Here is a 15,927-nt window from a genome sequence, read left to right as displayed (position 1 = left end):
CGCGCCATCTCACACGGAAGCATGGCTCACAAGGCCGTCCGGTGGCAGCCGGGGCGACAACGCTCCGTTTTGCTCACACGCTTCCGGAGGAACCAACCGGAGAATCAAAACGATGGCACTACCCGATTTCACTATGCGTCAGCTGCTCGAAGCCGGCGTGCACTTTGGCCACCAGTCTCACCGCTGGAATCCGAAAATGGCTCCGTTCATTTTCGGCACCCGTAACAACATTCACATCGTCGACCTCGCCCAGACCGTGCCGATGCTGCACCAGGCCCTCCAGGCCGTCAGCGACACGGTTGCCAAGGGCGGCCGCATCCTGTTCGTCGGCACCAAACGCCAGGCGCAGGACGGTGTTGCGGACGCGGCCAAGCGCTGCGCGCAGTATTTCGTCAATTCGCGCTGGCTCGGCGGCACGCTGACCAACTGGAAGACGATCTCGGCCTCGATCAAGCGTCTGCGTCACCTCGACGAAGTGCTGGCCGGCGGCGAAGCCAATTCCTACACCAAGAAGGAGCGTCTGACGCTCCAGCGCGAGCGCGACAAGCTCGATCGCTCGCTCGGTGGCATCAAGGACATGGGCGGTCTGCCCGACATGATCTTCGTGATCGACACCAACAAGGAAGACATCGCGATCCAGGAAGCCCAGCGGCTCAACATCCCAGTCGCCGCGATCGTCGATACCAATTCCGATCCGAAGGGCATCACCTATGTGGTGCCGGGCAATGATGACGCCGGTCGCGCGATCTCGCTGTATTGCGACCTGATCGCACGTGCCGCGATCGACGGCATCTCGCGCGCTCAGGGCGAGTCGGGCGTCGACGTCGGCGCTTCGGTCCGTCCGGTCGCCGAAGAGCTGCCGGCTGCGTCCTCGAGCGGCTTCCAGGGCCTTGCCGGTCCCCGTGGCACCGCCGACGACCTCAAGAAGCTCCCGGGCGTGTCGGGTGCGATCGAGAAGAAGTTCAACGACCTCGGCATCTTCCACTATTGGCAGCTCGCCGAGCTCGACCACGACACCGCGCACACGATCGGCGAAGAAGTCGGTCTGCCGAGCCGCGCGGATGCCTGGGTGGCCAAGGCCAAGGCGCTGACCGCGGAAGCGGAATAGTCAAAGCGAGCGATGCGTTGGCCGGATAGGATCCGGCCACCATTTCATTCAGTTGACGCGAATTCCTGAGATGGACCGCGGCGGGGCGATCGGAAGCCGCGCCGCGGCAAACCGGCAGGCAAGAAGGATTTTCAAATGGCAACGATCACAGCTGCGATGGTCAAGGATCTGCGCGAATCCACCGGCGCAGGCATGATGGACTGCAAGGCCGCGCTGACCGAAAACGACGGCAACATGGAAGCGGCGCAGGACTGGCTGCGCAAGAAGGGCCTGTCGAAGGCCGCCAAGAAGTCGGGCCGCGTCGCGGCCGAGGGCCTGATCGGCGCGCTCACCAAGGGTGGCAAGGGCGTGGTGGTCGAGGTCAACTCCGAGACCGACTTCGTCGCGCGCAACGGCCAGTTCCAGGGGCTGGTCAAGATGGTGGCCCAGGTCGCTTTCGACGCCGGCGCCGATGTCGAGAAGATCAAGGCCGCCAAGGTCGGCGACGTCACGGTGGAAGCCGCTATCAACGATGCGATCGCCACCATCGGCGAGAACATGACGCTGCGCCGCGCAGCGTCCCTGGAAGTGAGCCAGGGCGTGGTGTCGAGCTATGTCCACGGTGCGGTCGTCGAGGGCGCCGGCAAGATGGGCGTGCTCGTGGCGCTGGAATCGTCCGGCAAGGCCGACGAGCTTGCAAGCCTCGGCCGCCAGCTTGCGATGCATGTCGCGGCCGCCAACCCGCTTGCGCTCGATCCGACCGGCCTCGATCCGGCCGTCGTGAAGCGTGAGAAGGACGTGCTCGCCGACAAATATCGCCAGCAGGGCAAGCCGGAGAACGTGATCGAGAAGATCGTCGAGTCCGGGCTGAAGACCTACTACAAGGAAGTCTGCCTGCTCGAGCAGGCCTTCATCCACGACACCGGCAAGTCGGTGGCGCAGGCGGTGAAGGAGGCCGAAGGCAAGGTCGGCGGTCCCGTGAAGATCTCGGGCTTCGTCCGCTATGCGCTCGGCGAGGGCATCGAGAAGCAGGAATCCGACTTCGCAGCCGAGGTCGCGGCGGCCAGCGGCAAGAAGTAAGCGCCGGAACACCTCCTTCCGGCGTGCCGCCGGAAGCGACGCCCGGACAAGGAAAGTGCTCATGACTGATCCTGTCTATCGTCGCGTCGTGATCAAGCTGTCCGGCGAATTCCTCGCGGGACAGCAGGGTTTCGGCATCGATCAGCCGACCATGGACCGGGTTGCGGACGATCTGATCGCGGCCCGCCAGCTCGGATGCGAGGTGGCGGTCGTGATCGGCGGCGGCAACATCTTCCGCGGCGTCGAGGTGTCCTCGCGCGGGGTGTCGCGTCCGACCGGCGACACCATGGGTATGCTTGCCACCATGATGAACTGCCTCGCGCTCGAAGCCACGATCGAGCGCAAAGGTGCGCCGGCGAGGGCGCTCTCGGCTTTCGTCATGCCCGAGGTCTCCGAGCTGTTCACCCGCACCGCGGCGCACAAATACCTCGCCGAAGGCCGGATCCTGCTGCTCGGCGGTGGAACCGGCAATCCGTTCTTCACCACGGATACGACGGCGGTGCTGCGCGCCGCCGAGATCGGCGCCGAGGCGGTGCTCAAGGCGACCAATGTCGACGGCGTCTACTCGGCCGATCCGAAGAAGGATCCGTCCGCCACACGGTTCGACCGGCTGACCCATTCGCAGGCGATCGCGGGCGGCTACAAGGTGATGGATGCGACCGCCTTCGCACTTGCCCGCGAGACGTCGCTGCCTATCATCGTATTTTCGATCGCGGAGCCGGGGTCGATCGGCGCGATTCTACGCGGCGCCGGCCACGGGACTGTTGTCGCCGGCTGACGGCTCATCTGGTGCGCCCCGCAGCAGGGGCTTGGGTGAGGTCGCCGGGATATTGAAGGAGAAACGTGATGGCCACGGGTAATTTCGACCTCAACGAAGTGAAGCGCCGCATGCAGGGCGCGGTCGCCTCGCTCAAGCACGAGCTGGGCGGCCTGCGCACGGGCCGCGCATCGGCCTCGATGCTCGATCCGGTGCAGGTCGATGCTTATGGCAGCCACATGCCGCTCAATCAGCTCGCCACCGTCAGCGTGCCCGAGCCGCGCCTGATCTCCGTGCAGGTCTGGGACAAGTCGATGGTCAAGGCGGTGGAGAAGGCGATCGTCGATTCCAATCTCGGCCTGTCGCCGGCGACCGAAGGTCAGGTGCTGCGCCTGCGCATCCCCGAGCTCAACGAGGAGCGCCGCAAGGAGCTGGTCAAGGTCGCGCACAAATATGCCGAAGCCGCCAAGGTCGCCGCGCGTCACGTCCGCCGCGACGGTCTCGACGTCCTGAAGAAGCTCGAGAAGAATCACGAAATGTCGGAAGACGATCAGAAGCGTCACGCCGACGAGGTGCAGAAGGCGACCGACGGCACCATCACCGAGATCGACCAGCTGCTGGCCGCCAAGGAAAAAGAAATCCTCACCGTTTAAGGCTTCTTTTCCATGTCCAACGCCGCCGCGCCTGCAACGGAAGGACCCGACCGGTCCGACGCGCCTGCGCACGTCGCCATCATCATGGATGGCAATGGGCGCTGGGCGGCCGCGCGCGGATTGCCGCGCGCGGAGGGGCATCGCCGCGGCGTGGAAGCCTTGCGCCGCGTGGTGCGCGCTTCGCACGAGCTCGGTATCCGCTATCTCACCATCTTCTCGTTCAGTTCCGAGAACTGGTCGCGCCCGGCGAGTGAGATCGGCGATCTCTTCGGCCTGCTCAGGCGTTTCATCCGCAACGACCTCGCGAGCCTGCATCGCGACGGCGTCAAGGTGCGCATCATCGGCGAGCGCGAAGGGCTCGAGGGCGACATCTGCGCGCTGCTCAACGAGGCCGAGGAGTTGACGCGCGACAACACCCGCCTCACGCTCGTCGTCGCCTTCAATTATGGCTCGCGGCAGGAGATTGCGAAAGCGGCACAGAAGCTCGCGCGCGAAGTCGCGGATGGCAAGCGCGCCCCTGAAACGATCGACGCCGATACGCTCGGCGCCCATCTCGATGCGCCCGACATTCCCGATCCCGATCTCATCATCCGCACCAGCGGCGAGCAGCGCCTGTCCAACTTCCTGATGTGGCAGGCCGCCTATAGCGAGCTCGTGTTCGTGCCGGTGCACTGGCCCGATTTCGACAAGGCGGCGCTCGAAAGCGCGGTCGCCGAATTCGCCAAGCGCGAGCGCCGTTTCGGCGGCCTGGTCGCGAAATCAGCCTCGTGAGCGAACCCGACGCCGCACCGGCGGGCTCTGCGCCCGCTCCAAGCAATCTCGTGATGCGAGTCCTCGCAGCGCTGGTGCTTGCGCCGGTTGCGATCGCGCTGGCCTATGCCGGCGGCTGGCTGTGGGCGCTTTGCGTCACCCTGGTGTCGATCGGTCTCTTCACTGAATGGCTGATGGTGGTGGGTGCGGGATCCACCGCGCTGACCGGAGCAGGGACAGTCGTCATCGCCATGATGGGCCTTTGCGTTGCCGCCGGCGCGCTCAAGACTGCCATCGTCGTCGGCTGTGTCGGCGGGGTGATCGTGGCGCTGATCGCGGGCGGCAAGTTCATCTGGGCTGCGACCGGTTTTGCCTATGCATCCGCGGCGCTGCTGGCCTCGATCCTGGTACGCAAGGATCTCGCGCACGGTTTTTCCGCGCTGATGTTCGTGCTGCTCGTGGTGTGGGCGACCGACATCGGCGGTTATTTCGCCGGCCGCGGCATCGGCGGACCGAAGCTGTGGCCGCGCGTCAGCCCCAAGAAGACCTGGGCCGGCGCATTCGGCGGGTTTGCAGCAAGCCTTGCGGTCGCGTCGGGATTTGCGGCATTCGGCATCGGAAAGGCGGTTCCATTGCTTGCCGTCAGCGCCATCCTGTCGATGGTCTCGCAAGGTGGCGATCTGTTCGAATCCGCGGTGAAGAGGCGCTTCGGCGTCAAGGATTCCAGTCACTTAATACCCGGCCATGGCGGGCTCTTGGACCGCCTGGACGGCTTTGTCGCCGCCATCCTGGCGGCATGGATTATCGGCTTCCTTCGCCATGGTGTGCATAGCGCCGGAAGCGGTCTTATGGTTTGGTGAGGATATGAGCGCAGTCCCTTTGCGTAACAACAAGCCTGCTGCGTCCGACATTCGCAGCGTCACCGTCCTCGGCGCCACCGGCTCGATCGGCGACAGCACGATGGATCTGCTGCGCGCCTCGCCCGACCGCTATCGCGTCGAAGCCCTGACGGCGAACAGCAATGTCGAGGCGCTGGCCAAGCTCGCGAAGGAATTCTCCGCGCGCTTCGTCGCGATCGCAGACAGCACCAAGCTCGCCGAGCTCAAGGCCGCGCTTGCGGGCACGAGCACCGAATGCGGCGCCGGCGAAAGCGCTGTGATCGAGGCGGGCGCGCGTCCGGCCGATTGGGTGATGGCGGCGGTGAGCGGCGCAGCCGGGCTGAAGCCGGCTCTCGCCGCGGTCGATCGCGGCGCGCATGTCGCGCTCGCCAACAAGGAATGCCTGGTTTGCGCCGGAGATTTCTTCATGCAGCGCGCGGCCAAGGCGGGCGCCTGCATTCTGCCGGCTGATTCCGAGCACAACGCGCTGTTTCAGGCGCTGGCCTCGGGCAATCGCGACGAGCTGGTCCGCGTCATCATCACCGCCTCGGGCGGTCCGTTCCGGACCTGGAAGAGCGCCGACATCGAACAGGCGACCCTCGCGCAGGCCCTGAAGCATCCGAACTGGAGCATGGGCCAGAAGATCACGATCGATTCCGCGTCGATGATGAACAAGGGGCTCGAGGTGATCGAGGCATCCTATCTGTTCGCGCTTTCGCCCGACGAGATCGACGTGCTGGTGCATCCGCAATCGATCATCCACGGCATGGTGGAGTTCTCCGACCGCTCGGTGGTGGCCCAGCTCGGCTCGCCTGACATGCGCACGCCGATCGCCCATTGCCTGGGCTGGCCCGACCGGATCAAGGGACCGGCGGCCAAGCTCGATCTCGCCAAGATCGGCCAGCTGACCTTCGAGGCGCCCGACTTCGAGCGATTCCCTGGCCTTCGCCTGGCCTTCGATTCGCTCCGGCACGGGAAGGGGGCGACCACCGTCTACAATGCCGCCAACGAGGTCGCGGTCGCGGCCTTCATCGCCGGCAAGATCCGGTTCGGCGCGATTGCCCGGCTGGTCGAGGCGACGCTGGAGGATTGGGTCCGGGGCGGGAACCATGGCCCCATGACATCAGCCGATGATGCAATAAACGTTGACCATGTTTCGCGAAATAAAGCTGCCGCCCTATTGCCTCAAATTGCCTTAAAGGCATCCTAGTTAATTCGGGGCCAGGGCCCAGCGGCGCTGGGTGAGGGAAATCGATGTCTGACTTTTTCGTCCATAGTTTCAATACGTTGAGCCATGGGCTCCTCGGCTACGCAGTTCCCTTCCTGTTTGTCCTGACCATCGTCGTGTTCTTCCACGAGCTCGGCCACTTCCTGGTCGCGCGCTGGGCCGGCGTTCGGGTGTTAACCTTCTCGCTCGGCTTCGGGCCCGAGCTGGTCGGTTTCAATGACCGCCACGGCACCCGCTGGAAGATCTCGGCGATCCCGCTCGGCGGCTACGTCAAGTTCTTCGGCGACGAGAGCGAAGCCTCCACCCCGTCGGCCGAGAAGCTTGCAGCCATGACGGCCGAGGAGCGCGCCGGCAGCTTCCACCACAAGAAGGTCGGCCCCCGCGCCGCCATCGTCGCCGCCGGTCCGATCGCCAATTTCATCCTTGGCGCGCTGATTTTCGCAGGCATGGCCTTGTATTACGGCAAGCCGAGCACGATCGCGCGCGTGGACGGCGTCGTCGCCGATGGCGCCGCGGCCGCCGCGGGCTTCAAGATCGGCGACGTCGTCGTCGAGATCGACGGCAAGCCGATCGAGAGCTTTGCCGACATGCAGCGGATCGTCGCGACGAGCGCCGGTTCCGCGCTGGTTTTCCAGGTGAAGCGCGATGGCGCCGTGGTGTCGCTGACGGCGACGCCGGCGCTGCTCGAGCGCAAGGATCCGTTCGGCAACAGCCACAAGGTCGGCGTGCTTGGCGTCGAGCACAAGTCTCAGGTCGGCGAGGCCTCGACCACGCCGGTTGGGATTGGTGAGGCGCTCAAGATTGGGGGCGAACAGGTCTGGTTCATCATCACCAGCACCTTCAAGTTCCTGGGCTCGCTGTTCATCGGGCAGGGCAATCCGAACGAGGTCAGCGGCGTCCTCGGCATTGCCAAGATGTCGGGGCAGGCGGCCAGCGCCGGGTTTCAGTTCGTGATCAATCTATGTGCCGTGCTGTCGGTGTCGATCGGCCTCTTGAACCTGTTCCCGATCCCGCTGCTCGATGGCGGTCACCTTCTGTTCTATTCGGCCGAAGTGGTCCGTGGCCGTCCGCTGTCCGAGCGGACCCAGGAAATGGGATTCCGAATCGGGCTCGGCCTCGTGCTGATGCTGATGGTGTTCGCGACCTACAACGACATCTTGCGAATGGCGGCGTCCTGATCCGGGCTTTTTTGTGGCGTTGCTGTTGAGCAACGTCTTGGAATGAAATTGAAATTACCGTGTCAGCTGCCGTTTGCGATGTCGGGGAAATTGGCTACAAGCGGCATGAACTTGGGGAATCTCCCAGACCGGCTTTGGGGTTGGGTCTGGTACGTGGATAAGGGCGCGTTGCGCATGAAGTTTGGACTGCGACTCCGGGGGGGCTTGCTCGCAACCCTGATCATGTTCGGCGCGCCGGTGGTTGCCCCGGTTGGGGCTGTTTTGGTGTCTTCGTCTGCTCTCGCTCAGACCGTGCAGTCGATTTCCGTCGAAGGGAATCGCCGCGTCGAGGTGGAGACGATCCGTTCCTATTTCAAGCCCGGCCCCGGTGGTCGCCTCGACCAGGGCGCCATCGATGACGGCCTCAAGGCGCTGATCGAGACCGGCCTGTTCCAGGATGTGAAGATCAACCGCGGCGCCGGCGGCCAGGTCATCGTCTCCGTGGTGGAAAACCCGGTGATCGGTCGCATCGCCTTCGAGGGCAACAAGAAGATCAAGGACGAGCAGCTCACCGCCGAAGTCCAGTCCAAGGCACGCGGCACGTTTTCCCGCGCCATGGTGCAGTCGGACACGCTGCGAATCGCCGAAATCTATCGTCGCTCCGGTCGCTATGACGTGACCGTGACGCCCGAGATCATCGAGCAGCCGAACAACCGCGTCGATCTCGTCTTCACGATCAACGAAGGCGCCAAGACCTCGGTCAAGTCGATCGAGTTCATCGGCAACAGCGCGTTCTCGTCCTATCGTCTCCGGGACGTCATCAAGACGCACGAATCCAACCTGCTGAGCTTCCTCTCGAGCGGCGACATCTACGACCCGGATCGCGTCGAGGCCGACCGCGACCTGATTCGCCGCTTCTACCTGAAGAACGGCTTTGCCGACGTTCAGGTGGTGGCCGCGCTCACCGAATACGATCCTGAGAAGAAGGGCTTCAACGTCACCTTCAAAATCGAGGAAGGCTCGCAGTACCGCGTCGGGACCGTCGATTTCCGCACCAGCATCCCGAACTTCGATGCGAGCTCGCTGCGCAGCTTCTCGCGCGTCAATGTCGGCTCGCTCTACAACGTCGAATCGGTCGAGAAGTCGGTCGAGGACATGCAGATCGAGGCATCGCGCCGCGGCTACGCCTTCGCGGTGGTGCGCCCGGGCGGCGACCGCAATTTCGATGCCCACACCGTCTCCGTCGTCTTCAACATCGATGAAGGCCCGCGCACCTATATCGAGCGCATCAACATCCGCGGCAACACGCGTACGCGTGACTACGTGATCCGCCGCGAGTTCGACATCTCGGAAGGCGATGCCTACAACCGTGCGCTGGTCGACCGCGCCGAGCGGCGCCTGAAGAACCTCGACTACTTCAAGACCGTGAAGATCACGACCGAGCCGGGCTCTTCCAGCGACCGCGTGGTCCTGATCGTCGATCTCGAGGAGAAGTCGACCGGCGACTTCTCGATCTCGGGCGGTTACTCCACCACCGACGGTGCGCTGGCCGAAGTCTCGGTCTCCGAGCGCAACCTGCTCGGCCGCGGCCTGTTCGCCAAGGCGTCGGTGACCTACGGTCAGTACGCCCGCGGCTACTCGCTGTCGTTCGTCGAGCCGTATCTGCTCGACTACCGCGTCGCGCTCGGCCTCGACCTCTATCAGCGCCAGCAGCTGTCCAACAGCTACATCTCCTACGGCACCAAGACGCTCGGCTTCTCGCCGCGTCTCGGCTTCTCCTTGCGCGAAGATCTGTCGCTGCAGCTGCGCTATTCGATCTATCAGCAGGAAATCTCGCTGCCGAGCTATCTGGCGAACTGTAACAACATCGCTGGCCCAAGCTTCAACCCGAGCCCGGCCTTCGCCAATGCCAGTGGTGTGACGCTGGATCCCTCGACCACCGGTCTCGGCTGCTACAGCGACGGTGAAGCCTCGCTGCCGGTCCGCAAGGAGTTGGCGGGCGGCAAGACGCTGACCTCGGCGCTCGGCTACTCGCTGACCTACAACACACTGGACAACAACAAGAACCCGACCGACGGCCTGCTGATCGACTTCAAGCAGGACATCGCCGGCGTCGGTGGCGACGTCTCCTATCTGAAGACCGTCGCGGACGCGAAGTATTACCAGTCGCTGGTGTCCGACCTCGTCGGCCTCGTCCACCTCCAGGGCGGTATCCTGAACAAGGTCGGCAACAGCGACCTGCGCATGCTGGATCACTTCCAGATGGGTCCGAACCTCGTCCGCGGCTTCGCGCCGAACGGCATCGGCCCGCGCGACATCAACCCCTTCGACACGCAGGACGCGCTTGGTGGCACCAAATATTGGGGCGCTTCGCTCGAATTGCAGATGCCGTTCTGGTTCCTGCCCAAGGAAGTGGGCCTGAAGGGCGCGGTCTATGCCGACGCTGGTGGCCTGTATGACTATAAGGGGCCGACCACGTGGGCGCTGACCGGTGAAACCACCACGCCGGCCAACTCGAACTGTACGCCGTCGACGGTCAACCCGAGCAGCGCTGGAACCTGTACCGGCCTGATCTACGACGATAGCAAGGTCATCCGGTCGTCGGTCGGTGTCGGCCTGATCTGGGCCTCGCCGTTCGGACCGCTGCGCTTCGACTACGCGGTGCCGCTCACCAAGGGCAAGTATGACCGTACGCAGGAATTCCGGTTCGGCGGCGGCACGACGTTCTAATTCGATCAGCAGGGCATGATCCGGCCGCCCAGGCGTTCCTTTGCGGAATTCCTTGCGGCCGGTTATCAAAAAGACCGTGCTCAATCCGTGAGATAGGGCATGATGCGGCCGGGCCGCTTCATGCCGAAGCCGGACCGCGACGGGGTGGAATGGCGCAGCCGACCTTCTTCACAAAACCGCCTGAAACAACGCTGGCCGACATTGCCGCGCTGACCAAGGCGCAACTGGTCGACCCGGCCAGGGGCGGCCATGTCATCACGGCTCTGGCTTCGCTCGACGAAGCCGGCCCGATGCATTTGGCCTTCTTCGACAACCTCAAATACAAGGACGAGCTCAAGGCCACCCGCGCCGGGGCCTGCCTGGTTAGCCCGCGTTTCGAGGCGGAGGTGCCCGCGCATGTGGCGGTGCTGCGGGCGACGCAGCCGTTCCGCGCCTTTGTCCGGATCGCCCGGGAATGGCACGGCGATGCGCTGCGGCCGCAATCCTCAGTCGGCAATGACGGCATCGCCCCGTCGGCCATCATCGATCCCTCGGCCCGGCTGGAGGACGGCGTCATCGTCGATCCGCTCGCGGTGATCGGCCCGGATGCCGAGATCGGCAGCGGCACGGTGGTCGGCGTCGGCGCGGTGATCGGCCCGAGCGTCAAGATCGGCCGGGACTGCAATGTGGGCGCGCGCACGGTGATCCAGTGTGCGCTGATCGGGAACAACGTGCTGATCCATCCCGGCGGCTCGATCGGCCAGGACGGCTACGGCTTCATCTTCTTCGGCCCTGAGGGCCATTTGAAGGTACCGCAGACGGGGCGGGTGCTGATCCAGAACGATGTCGAGGTCGGCGCCGGCACGACCATCGACCGCGGCTCGCTGCGCGACACCGTGATCGGCGAGGGCACTAAAATCGACAATCAGGTCCAGATCGGCCACAATGTGACGATCGGCCGACATTGCCTGCTGGCAGCCCAGATCGGGCTCGCGGGCAGCCTGACCATCGGCGACAACGTGGCGCTGGGAGCAAAGGTTGGTATCAACAATCACCTCAAGATCGGCGATGGGGCCCAGGTGACCGCGATGAGCGCGGTCAAGGACGACATCCCGCCGGGGGGACGCTGGGGCGGGCATTTCGCCAAGCCGACCAAACAATGGTTCAAGGAGATCATCGCGGTGGAGCGTCTGGTGCGCGACAGCAAGACCGATCCGAAGGATGAGGGACCGGAATGACCGAGGAATCTCCTGTTAAGTTCGAGCTGGTGGACATCAATGCCATCCTCCAGACCTTGCCGCATCGTTTTCCGATGTTGCTGATCGACCGGGTGATCAACATCCGCGCCGATTACAGCGGTATCGGCATCAAGAACGTCACCTTCAACGAGCCGGCCTTCCAGGGGCATTTCCCCGAACGTCCGGTCTATCCCGGCGTCATGATGATCGAGGCGATGGCGCAGACCGCGGGCGTGATCGGCATCAAGTCGGTCGAGGGCACCGAGAAGCCGCGGGCGGTGTATTTCCTCACCATCGACAAGTGCAAATTCCGCAAGCCCGTGCTGCCCGGCGATACCATCGAGTATCACATGCGCTCGCTCGGCCGCCGCAAGGCCATGTGGTGGTTTCACGGTGACGCCAAGGTCAACGGCCAGGTCGTCGCCGAAGCCGATGTCGGGGCGATGCTGACGGATTGAGACCGCTCGACGCGCCCGCAGCTCAAGTGTTGGATGAAGTCGTTGATGCAGCCGCGCGCTTTGTTCAGCCGGCGTCTGAAACATGCCGAGATCATACGTCACTGGACAGATCGGGCGCTGTCGCGCTAACAGGCGGAAAGCCGAGCAAGTTCAACACATAGCCAGACCTTGTTGATAAGTAAGATCGCTTGATGAGTAAGATCGACCCCACCGCGCGGGTGGAAGACGGCGCCGTGATCGGCGAGGGCACCGAGATCGGGCCCTTTTGCATGATCGGTCGCAACGCCCGGATCGGCGCGAACTGCAAGCTGATCGGACAGGTCACCGTGATCGGCCATACGTCGGTCGGCGACGGCTGCGTGATCTCGCCATTCGCGGTGCTCGGCGGCGCGCCGCAGGACCTCAGCTACAAGGGCGAGCCGACCACGCTCGAGATCGGCTCCGGCAACGTCATTCGCGAAGGCACGACGATGAACGTCGGCACCGTCAAGGGCGGCGGCAAGACGCGCGTCGGCAACGACGGCTATTTCATGAACAACAGCCATGTCGGCCATGACTGCGTGGTTGGCAACAACGCGATCTTCGCGACCTCGGCGACGCTCGGCGGCCATTGCGAGATCGGCGATGCCGTCTATATCGGCGGGCTGTCGGCGGTGCACCAGTTCACCCGCATCGGGTCTTACGTAATGGTCGGCGGCCTCTCGGGCGTGCGTGACGACATCATCCCGTATGGGCTCGCCAACGGTCAATATGCGGTGCTGGAGAGCCTCAACCTGATCGGTATGAAGCGGCGCAAGTTCACCAAACAGCGGCTTGCGACCGTGCGCGCGTTCTACCAGAAGCTCTTTCACGGCCCCGGCACGTTCGCCGAACGGCTGGAGTCCGTGCGGCCGCTCGCAAGCGAAGATCCTGCGATCGACGAGATCCTCGGCTTCATCGGCAAGGGCAAGCGCCCGCTTTGCCTTCCCGCTGTCGAGAAGTGATGCAGCGATGGCCGCGGACATGACATCGGCGGCATCAGGGATTGCATCGCCGGTCGGCGTGGTCGCGGGCGGCGGCGCGATGCCGTTCGCCGTCGCCGAGTCGCTCGCGGCGCGCGGCATCACGCCGGTGCTATTCCCGCTCAGGGGGGCCTGCGATCCGGTGCAGGTGGAGAAATTCCGCCACCGCTGGATTTCGGTCGGCCAGCTCGGCCGCGCCATGCGGCTGTTCCGCGAGGAGGGCTGCCGCGACCTGATCTTCATCGGCACCTTGGTGCGGCCCTCGCTCACGGAGATCCGCTTCGACATCAAGACGCTGCGGCTGCTCGGCAATGTCATCCGGGCCTTCCGGGGCGGCGACGACCATCTGTTGTCAGGCGTCGGGCGGATCCTCGAGCAGGACGGCTTTCGCATGGTCGGCATCAAGGACGTCGCGCCCGACCTTTTGATGCCCGAGGGCTGCATCAGCCGCGCCTGGCCGGCCGACAATGCCAAGGGCGATATCGAGCGCGGGCGCGCGGTGCTCGCCGCGCTCGGGCCGTTTGATATCGGTCAGGCCGCGGTGGTGATCGACGGCCATGTGGTGGCGATCGAGGACATCGAGGGCACCGACGCGCTGCTGGCGCGCGTGGCACGGCTGCGGGAGGAGGGCCGCATCCGCGCGGCCACGGGACGCGGCGTGCTGGTCAAGGCGCCGAAGACCGGCCAGGATCTGCGCTTCGACCTGCCGACGATCGGCCCGCGCACGATCGAGGGCGTCGCCAAGGCCGGCCTTGCCGGCATCGCCGTGATCGCCGGCAACACCATCGCTGCCGAGCCCCAGGCGATGATCGCGCTTGCCGACGCCAAATATCTCTTCGTCGTCGGTTTGTCGGCGTGATGCAGGCACGTGAGCCCATCAGGAGGATTTTCCTGATCGCGACGGAGGAATCCGGCGATCGGCTCGGCTCGGCGCTGATGAAGGTGCTGCGCCAGCGTCTTGGTGACGGCGTGCAGTTCGAGGGCGTCGGCGGCCGCACCATGGCGCGCGAGGGGCTGGAGACGCTGTTTCCGATCGAGGAGCTGTCGATCGTCGGCTTTGCCGCAGTGCTGCAGCAACTGCCGAAGATCCTGCGCTTGATCCGCGAGACCGCGGATGCCGTGACCGAAGCCGCGCCCGACGCGCTCGTCATCATCGACAGCCCCGATTTCACCCATCGCGTCGCCCGCCGTGTGCGGGCGAAGAATCCGGACATCCCCGTGATCGACTACGTCTCGCCCTCGGTCTGGGCCTGGCGGCCGGGCCGGGCGCGCGCCATGCTCGGCTATGTCGATCACGTGCTCGGCCTGTTGCCCTTCGAACCGGAGGAATATCGCAAGCTGAAAGGCCCGCCCTGCAGCTATGTCGGCCATCCCCTGATCGAGCAATTGTCGTCGCTCCGGCCAGACGCGACCGAGCAGAAGCGCCGCGATGGCGATCCGCCGGTTCTGCTGGTGCTGCCGGGCAGCCGTCGCAGCGAGATCCGCCATCATCTGGACCTTTTCGGCGCCGCACTCGGCCAGTTGCAGGCTGCGGGCGTCGCGTTCAAATTGATACTGCCGACGATGTCGCATCTCGAAGCGACCGTCCGCGCGGGCGTGGCGCGCTGGCCGGTCAAGCCTGAGATCGTGGTCGGCGAAACCGAGAAGCGCGCGGCGTTCCGGATCGCGCGCGCAGCATTGGCAAAATCCGGCACGGTGACGCTGGAGCTCGCGCTGTCGGGGATCCCGATGGTGACAGCCTATCGGGTCGGCGCGATGGAGGCCTTCATCCTGCGCCGCGCGATCCAGGTATCTTCGGTGATCCTCGCCAATCTCGTGATCGGCAAGGATGTGATCCCCGAATTCCTGCAAGAGGATTGCACGCCGGAGAAGCTCGCCGGCGCCCTGTCCGAGGTGCTGAAGGAGACGCCGATGCGCAGGCAGCAGGTCGAGGCTTTTGCCCAGCTCGACTCCATCATGTCGACCGGCAACAAGTCGCCGAGCGTGCTCGCCGCCGACATCGTGCTTGCGACGATGCGCAAGGGGCGGCGTTAGGCCTCGAGCCTTTCGCTACTTCTTCGTGCGTCCGACCGCGGCGCGGCGCGGGCGCGGTTTTGCGGCCGCTGGGTCCGGCCGCGCGGGCATGGTGTCCAGCGACGGGCCATCCTCGGGAACGTGGAGGGTCGCCAGAAAATCGGCGCCGGCGCGCATCACATGCTCTGCGGCCAGCGTGGCAGCAGCGCGCTCGTCGCCTGCGATGATCGCGCGCAGGATTCCGGCATGCTCGTCCCAGGTCCGCGCCTGGCGCTCCGGATCGGTCGGCGCGAACAACATCGCGGTTCTCTCGCGCAGCCGTTTGAGCAGATCGGAGAGGACGCGATTGCGGCCGGCCGCGGCAAGCTCGTTGTGGAATTGCTGATTGAGGCCCGACAATAGCTCAAAGCGCTTGGCCGCAACCGCCACCGTTCCCTCGTTCAGCACGGCGGCAATGCGGGCCAAAATATCCTGATCGCGACGACGCGCGGCCAGCCGTGCGTTCTGTCCCTCGAGCAGCGCACGCACCTCGATCGTCTCACGCGCCTCCTCGTCGGTCATGGCAAGCACGGATGCGCCGCGTCGTGCGGTCACCTCGACCAGGCCCTCGGTCGTCAGCACGCGGATCGCTTCCCGCACCGGATTGCGGGACACGCCAAGCTCTTCCGCGAGGCGCCCTTCGACCAGCCGCTCACCTGGCTTGAGGCGTCGGCTCAAGATGGCCTGGCGCAGCTCCTCGATGACCCTGTCGTGGAGGGAGAGGTAGTCGTCGCCGAGGCGTCGTTTCGAATTTCCCAGCCTGCCAGCCATGAGATGACCTTCTCAACCGCACCGGTTTGATATTTCCGAACCGCGCGGAGAGATTCGATCCGCCACCGGCCGAGCGGACTGACCGGCGGGACGGCACGAACGTACTTA

15 protein-coding genes are annotated in these 15,927 nt (G+C 64.8%); 14 read left to right on the top strand and 1 reads right to left on the bottom strand.

Features of this window, described 5'->3' with window-relative positions:
* Window positions 1-112 precede the first annotated feature (112 nt).
* The 14 genes from G8O24_RS28495 (at window position 113) to lpxB (ending at window position 15,030) form a co-directional block, all read left to right on the top strand.
* Entirely contained in the window at window positions 113-1,108 is a 996-nt protein-coding gene (locus tag G8O24_RS28495) for a 30S ribosomal protein S2 (protein ID WP_188105161.1), read from the top strand.
* Between the two features lie 135 nt (window positions 1,109-1,243).
* On the top strand, window positions 1,244-2,167 hold the full coding sequence (tsf, locus tag G8O24_RS28490) for a translation elongation factor Ts (protein ID WP_188105159.1): 924 nt from the start codon (window positions 1,244-1,246) through the stop codon (window positions 2,165-2,167).
* Window positions 2,168-2,228: 61 nt separating this feature from the next.
* Window positions 2,229-2,945, top strand: a complete 717-nt coding sequence (pyrH, locus tag G8O24_RS28485) for a UMP kinase (protein ID WP_188105157.1) — start codon at window positions 2,229-2,231, stop codon at window positions 2,943-2,945.
* 68 nt (window positions 2,946-3,013) lie between these two features.
* Entirely contained in the window at window positions 3,014-3,577 is a 564-nt protein-coding gene (gene frr, locus G8O24_RS28480; protein ID WP_128951567.1) for a ribosome recycling factor, read from the top strand.
* A gap of 12 nt (window positions 3,578-3,589) precedes the next feature.
* Entirely contained in the window at window positions 3,590-4,348 is a 759-nt protein-coding gene (locus tag G8O24_RS28475) for an isoprenyl transferase (RefSeq protein ID WP_188105155.1), read from the top strand.
* The gene (locus tag G8O24_RS28470) at window positions 4,345-5,187 is read left to right on the top strand and encodes a phosphatidate cytidylyltransferase (RefSeq protein WP_188105153.1); all 843 of its coding nucleotides are present in this window, start codon (window positions 4,345-4,347) and stop codon (window positions 5,185-5,187) included. The genes G8O24_RS28475 and G8O24_RS28470 overlap by 4 nt, the downstream gene beginning before the upstream one ends.
* Window positions 5,188-5,191: 4 nt before the next feature.
* Window positions 5,192-6,415, top strand: coding sequence for a 1-deoxy-D-xylulose-5-phosphate reductoisomerase (gene dxr, locus G8O24_RS28465; RefSeq protein ID WP_188105151.1), 1,224 nt, complete (start codon window positions 5,192-5,194; stop codon window positions 6,413-6,415).
* Between the two features lie 44 nt (window positions 6,416-6,459).
* Entirely contained in the window at window positions 6,460-7,611 is a 1,152-nt protein-coding gene (gene rseP / locus G8O24_RS28460; RefSeq protein ID WP_188105149.1) for an RIP metalloprotease RseP, read from the top strand.
* A gap of 174 nt (window positions 7,612-7,785) precedes the next feature.
* On the top strand, window positions 7,786-10,320 hold the full coding sequence (gene bamA, locus G8O24_RS28455; protein ID WP_188105147.1) for an outer membrane protein assembly factor BamA: 2,535 nt from the start codon (window positions 7,786-7,788) through the stop codon (window positions 10,318-10,320).
* A gap of 149 nt (window positions 10,321-10,469) precedes the next feature.
* Window positions 10,470-11,537: a UDP-3-O-(3-hydroxymyristoyl)glucosamine N-acyltransferase gene (gene lpxD / locus G8O24_RS28450; protein WP_188105145.1), complete on the top strand. Its 1,068-nt coding sequence runs from the start codon at window positions 10,470-10,472 to the stop codon at window positions 11,535-11,537.
* The gene (gene fabZ, locus G8O24_RS28445; RefSeq protein WP_035702330.1) at window positions 11,534-11,995 is read left to right on the top strand and encodes a 3-hydroxyacyl-ACP dehydratase FabZ; all 462 of its coding nucleotides are present in this window, start codon (window positions 11,534-11,536) and stop codon (window positions 11,993-11,995) included. The genes lpxD and fabZ overlap by 4 nt, the downstream gene beginning before the upstream one ends.
* 191 nt (window positions 11,996-12,186) lie before the next feature.
* On the top strand, window positions 12,187-12,978 hold the full coding sequence (gene lpxA, locus G8O24_RS28440) for an acyl-ACP--UDP-N-acetylglucosamine O-acyltransferase (RefSeq protein WP_188105143.1): 792 nt from the start codon (window positions 12,187-12,189) through the stop codon (window positions 12,976-12,978).
* A gap of 19 nt (window positions 12,979-12,997) precedes the next feature.
* Window positions 12,998-13,855, top strand: a complete 858-nt coding sequence (locus G8O24_RS28435) for an LpxI family protein (RefSeq protein ID WP_188105196.1) — start codon at window positions 12,998-13,000, stop codon at window positions 13,853-13,855.
* Window positions 13,852-15,030: a lipid-A-disaccharide synthase gene (gene lpxB / locus G8O24_RS28430; protein WP_188105141.1), complete on the top strand. Its 1,179-nt coding sequence runs from the start codon at window positions 13,852-13,854 to the stop codon at window positions 15,028-15,030. The genes G8O24_RS28435 and lpxB overlap by 4 nt, the downstream gene beginning before the upstream one ends.
* Window positions 15,031-15,045: 15 nt before the next feature.
* Here the strand turns inward: lpxB and G8O24_RS28425 are convergent, their stop codons facing one another.
* Entirely contained in the window at window positions 15,046-15,819 is a 774-nt protein-coding gene (locus G8O24_RS28425) for a GntR family transcriptional regulator (RefSeq protein WP_188105139.1), read from the bottom strand.
* Between the last annotated feature and the right edge of the window lie 108 nt (window positions 15,820-15,927).

The organism is Bradyrhizobium campsiandrae (genome assembly GCF_014529705.1).
Classification (GTDB): domain Bacteria; phylum Pseudomonadota; class Alphaproteobacteria; order Rhizobiales; family Xanthobacteraceae; genus Bradyrhizobium; species Bradyrhizobium campsiandrae.
Note: the sequence above shows the minus strand (reverse complement) of the source record. Positions and strands in the feature narration are given on the sequence as shown.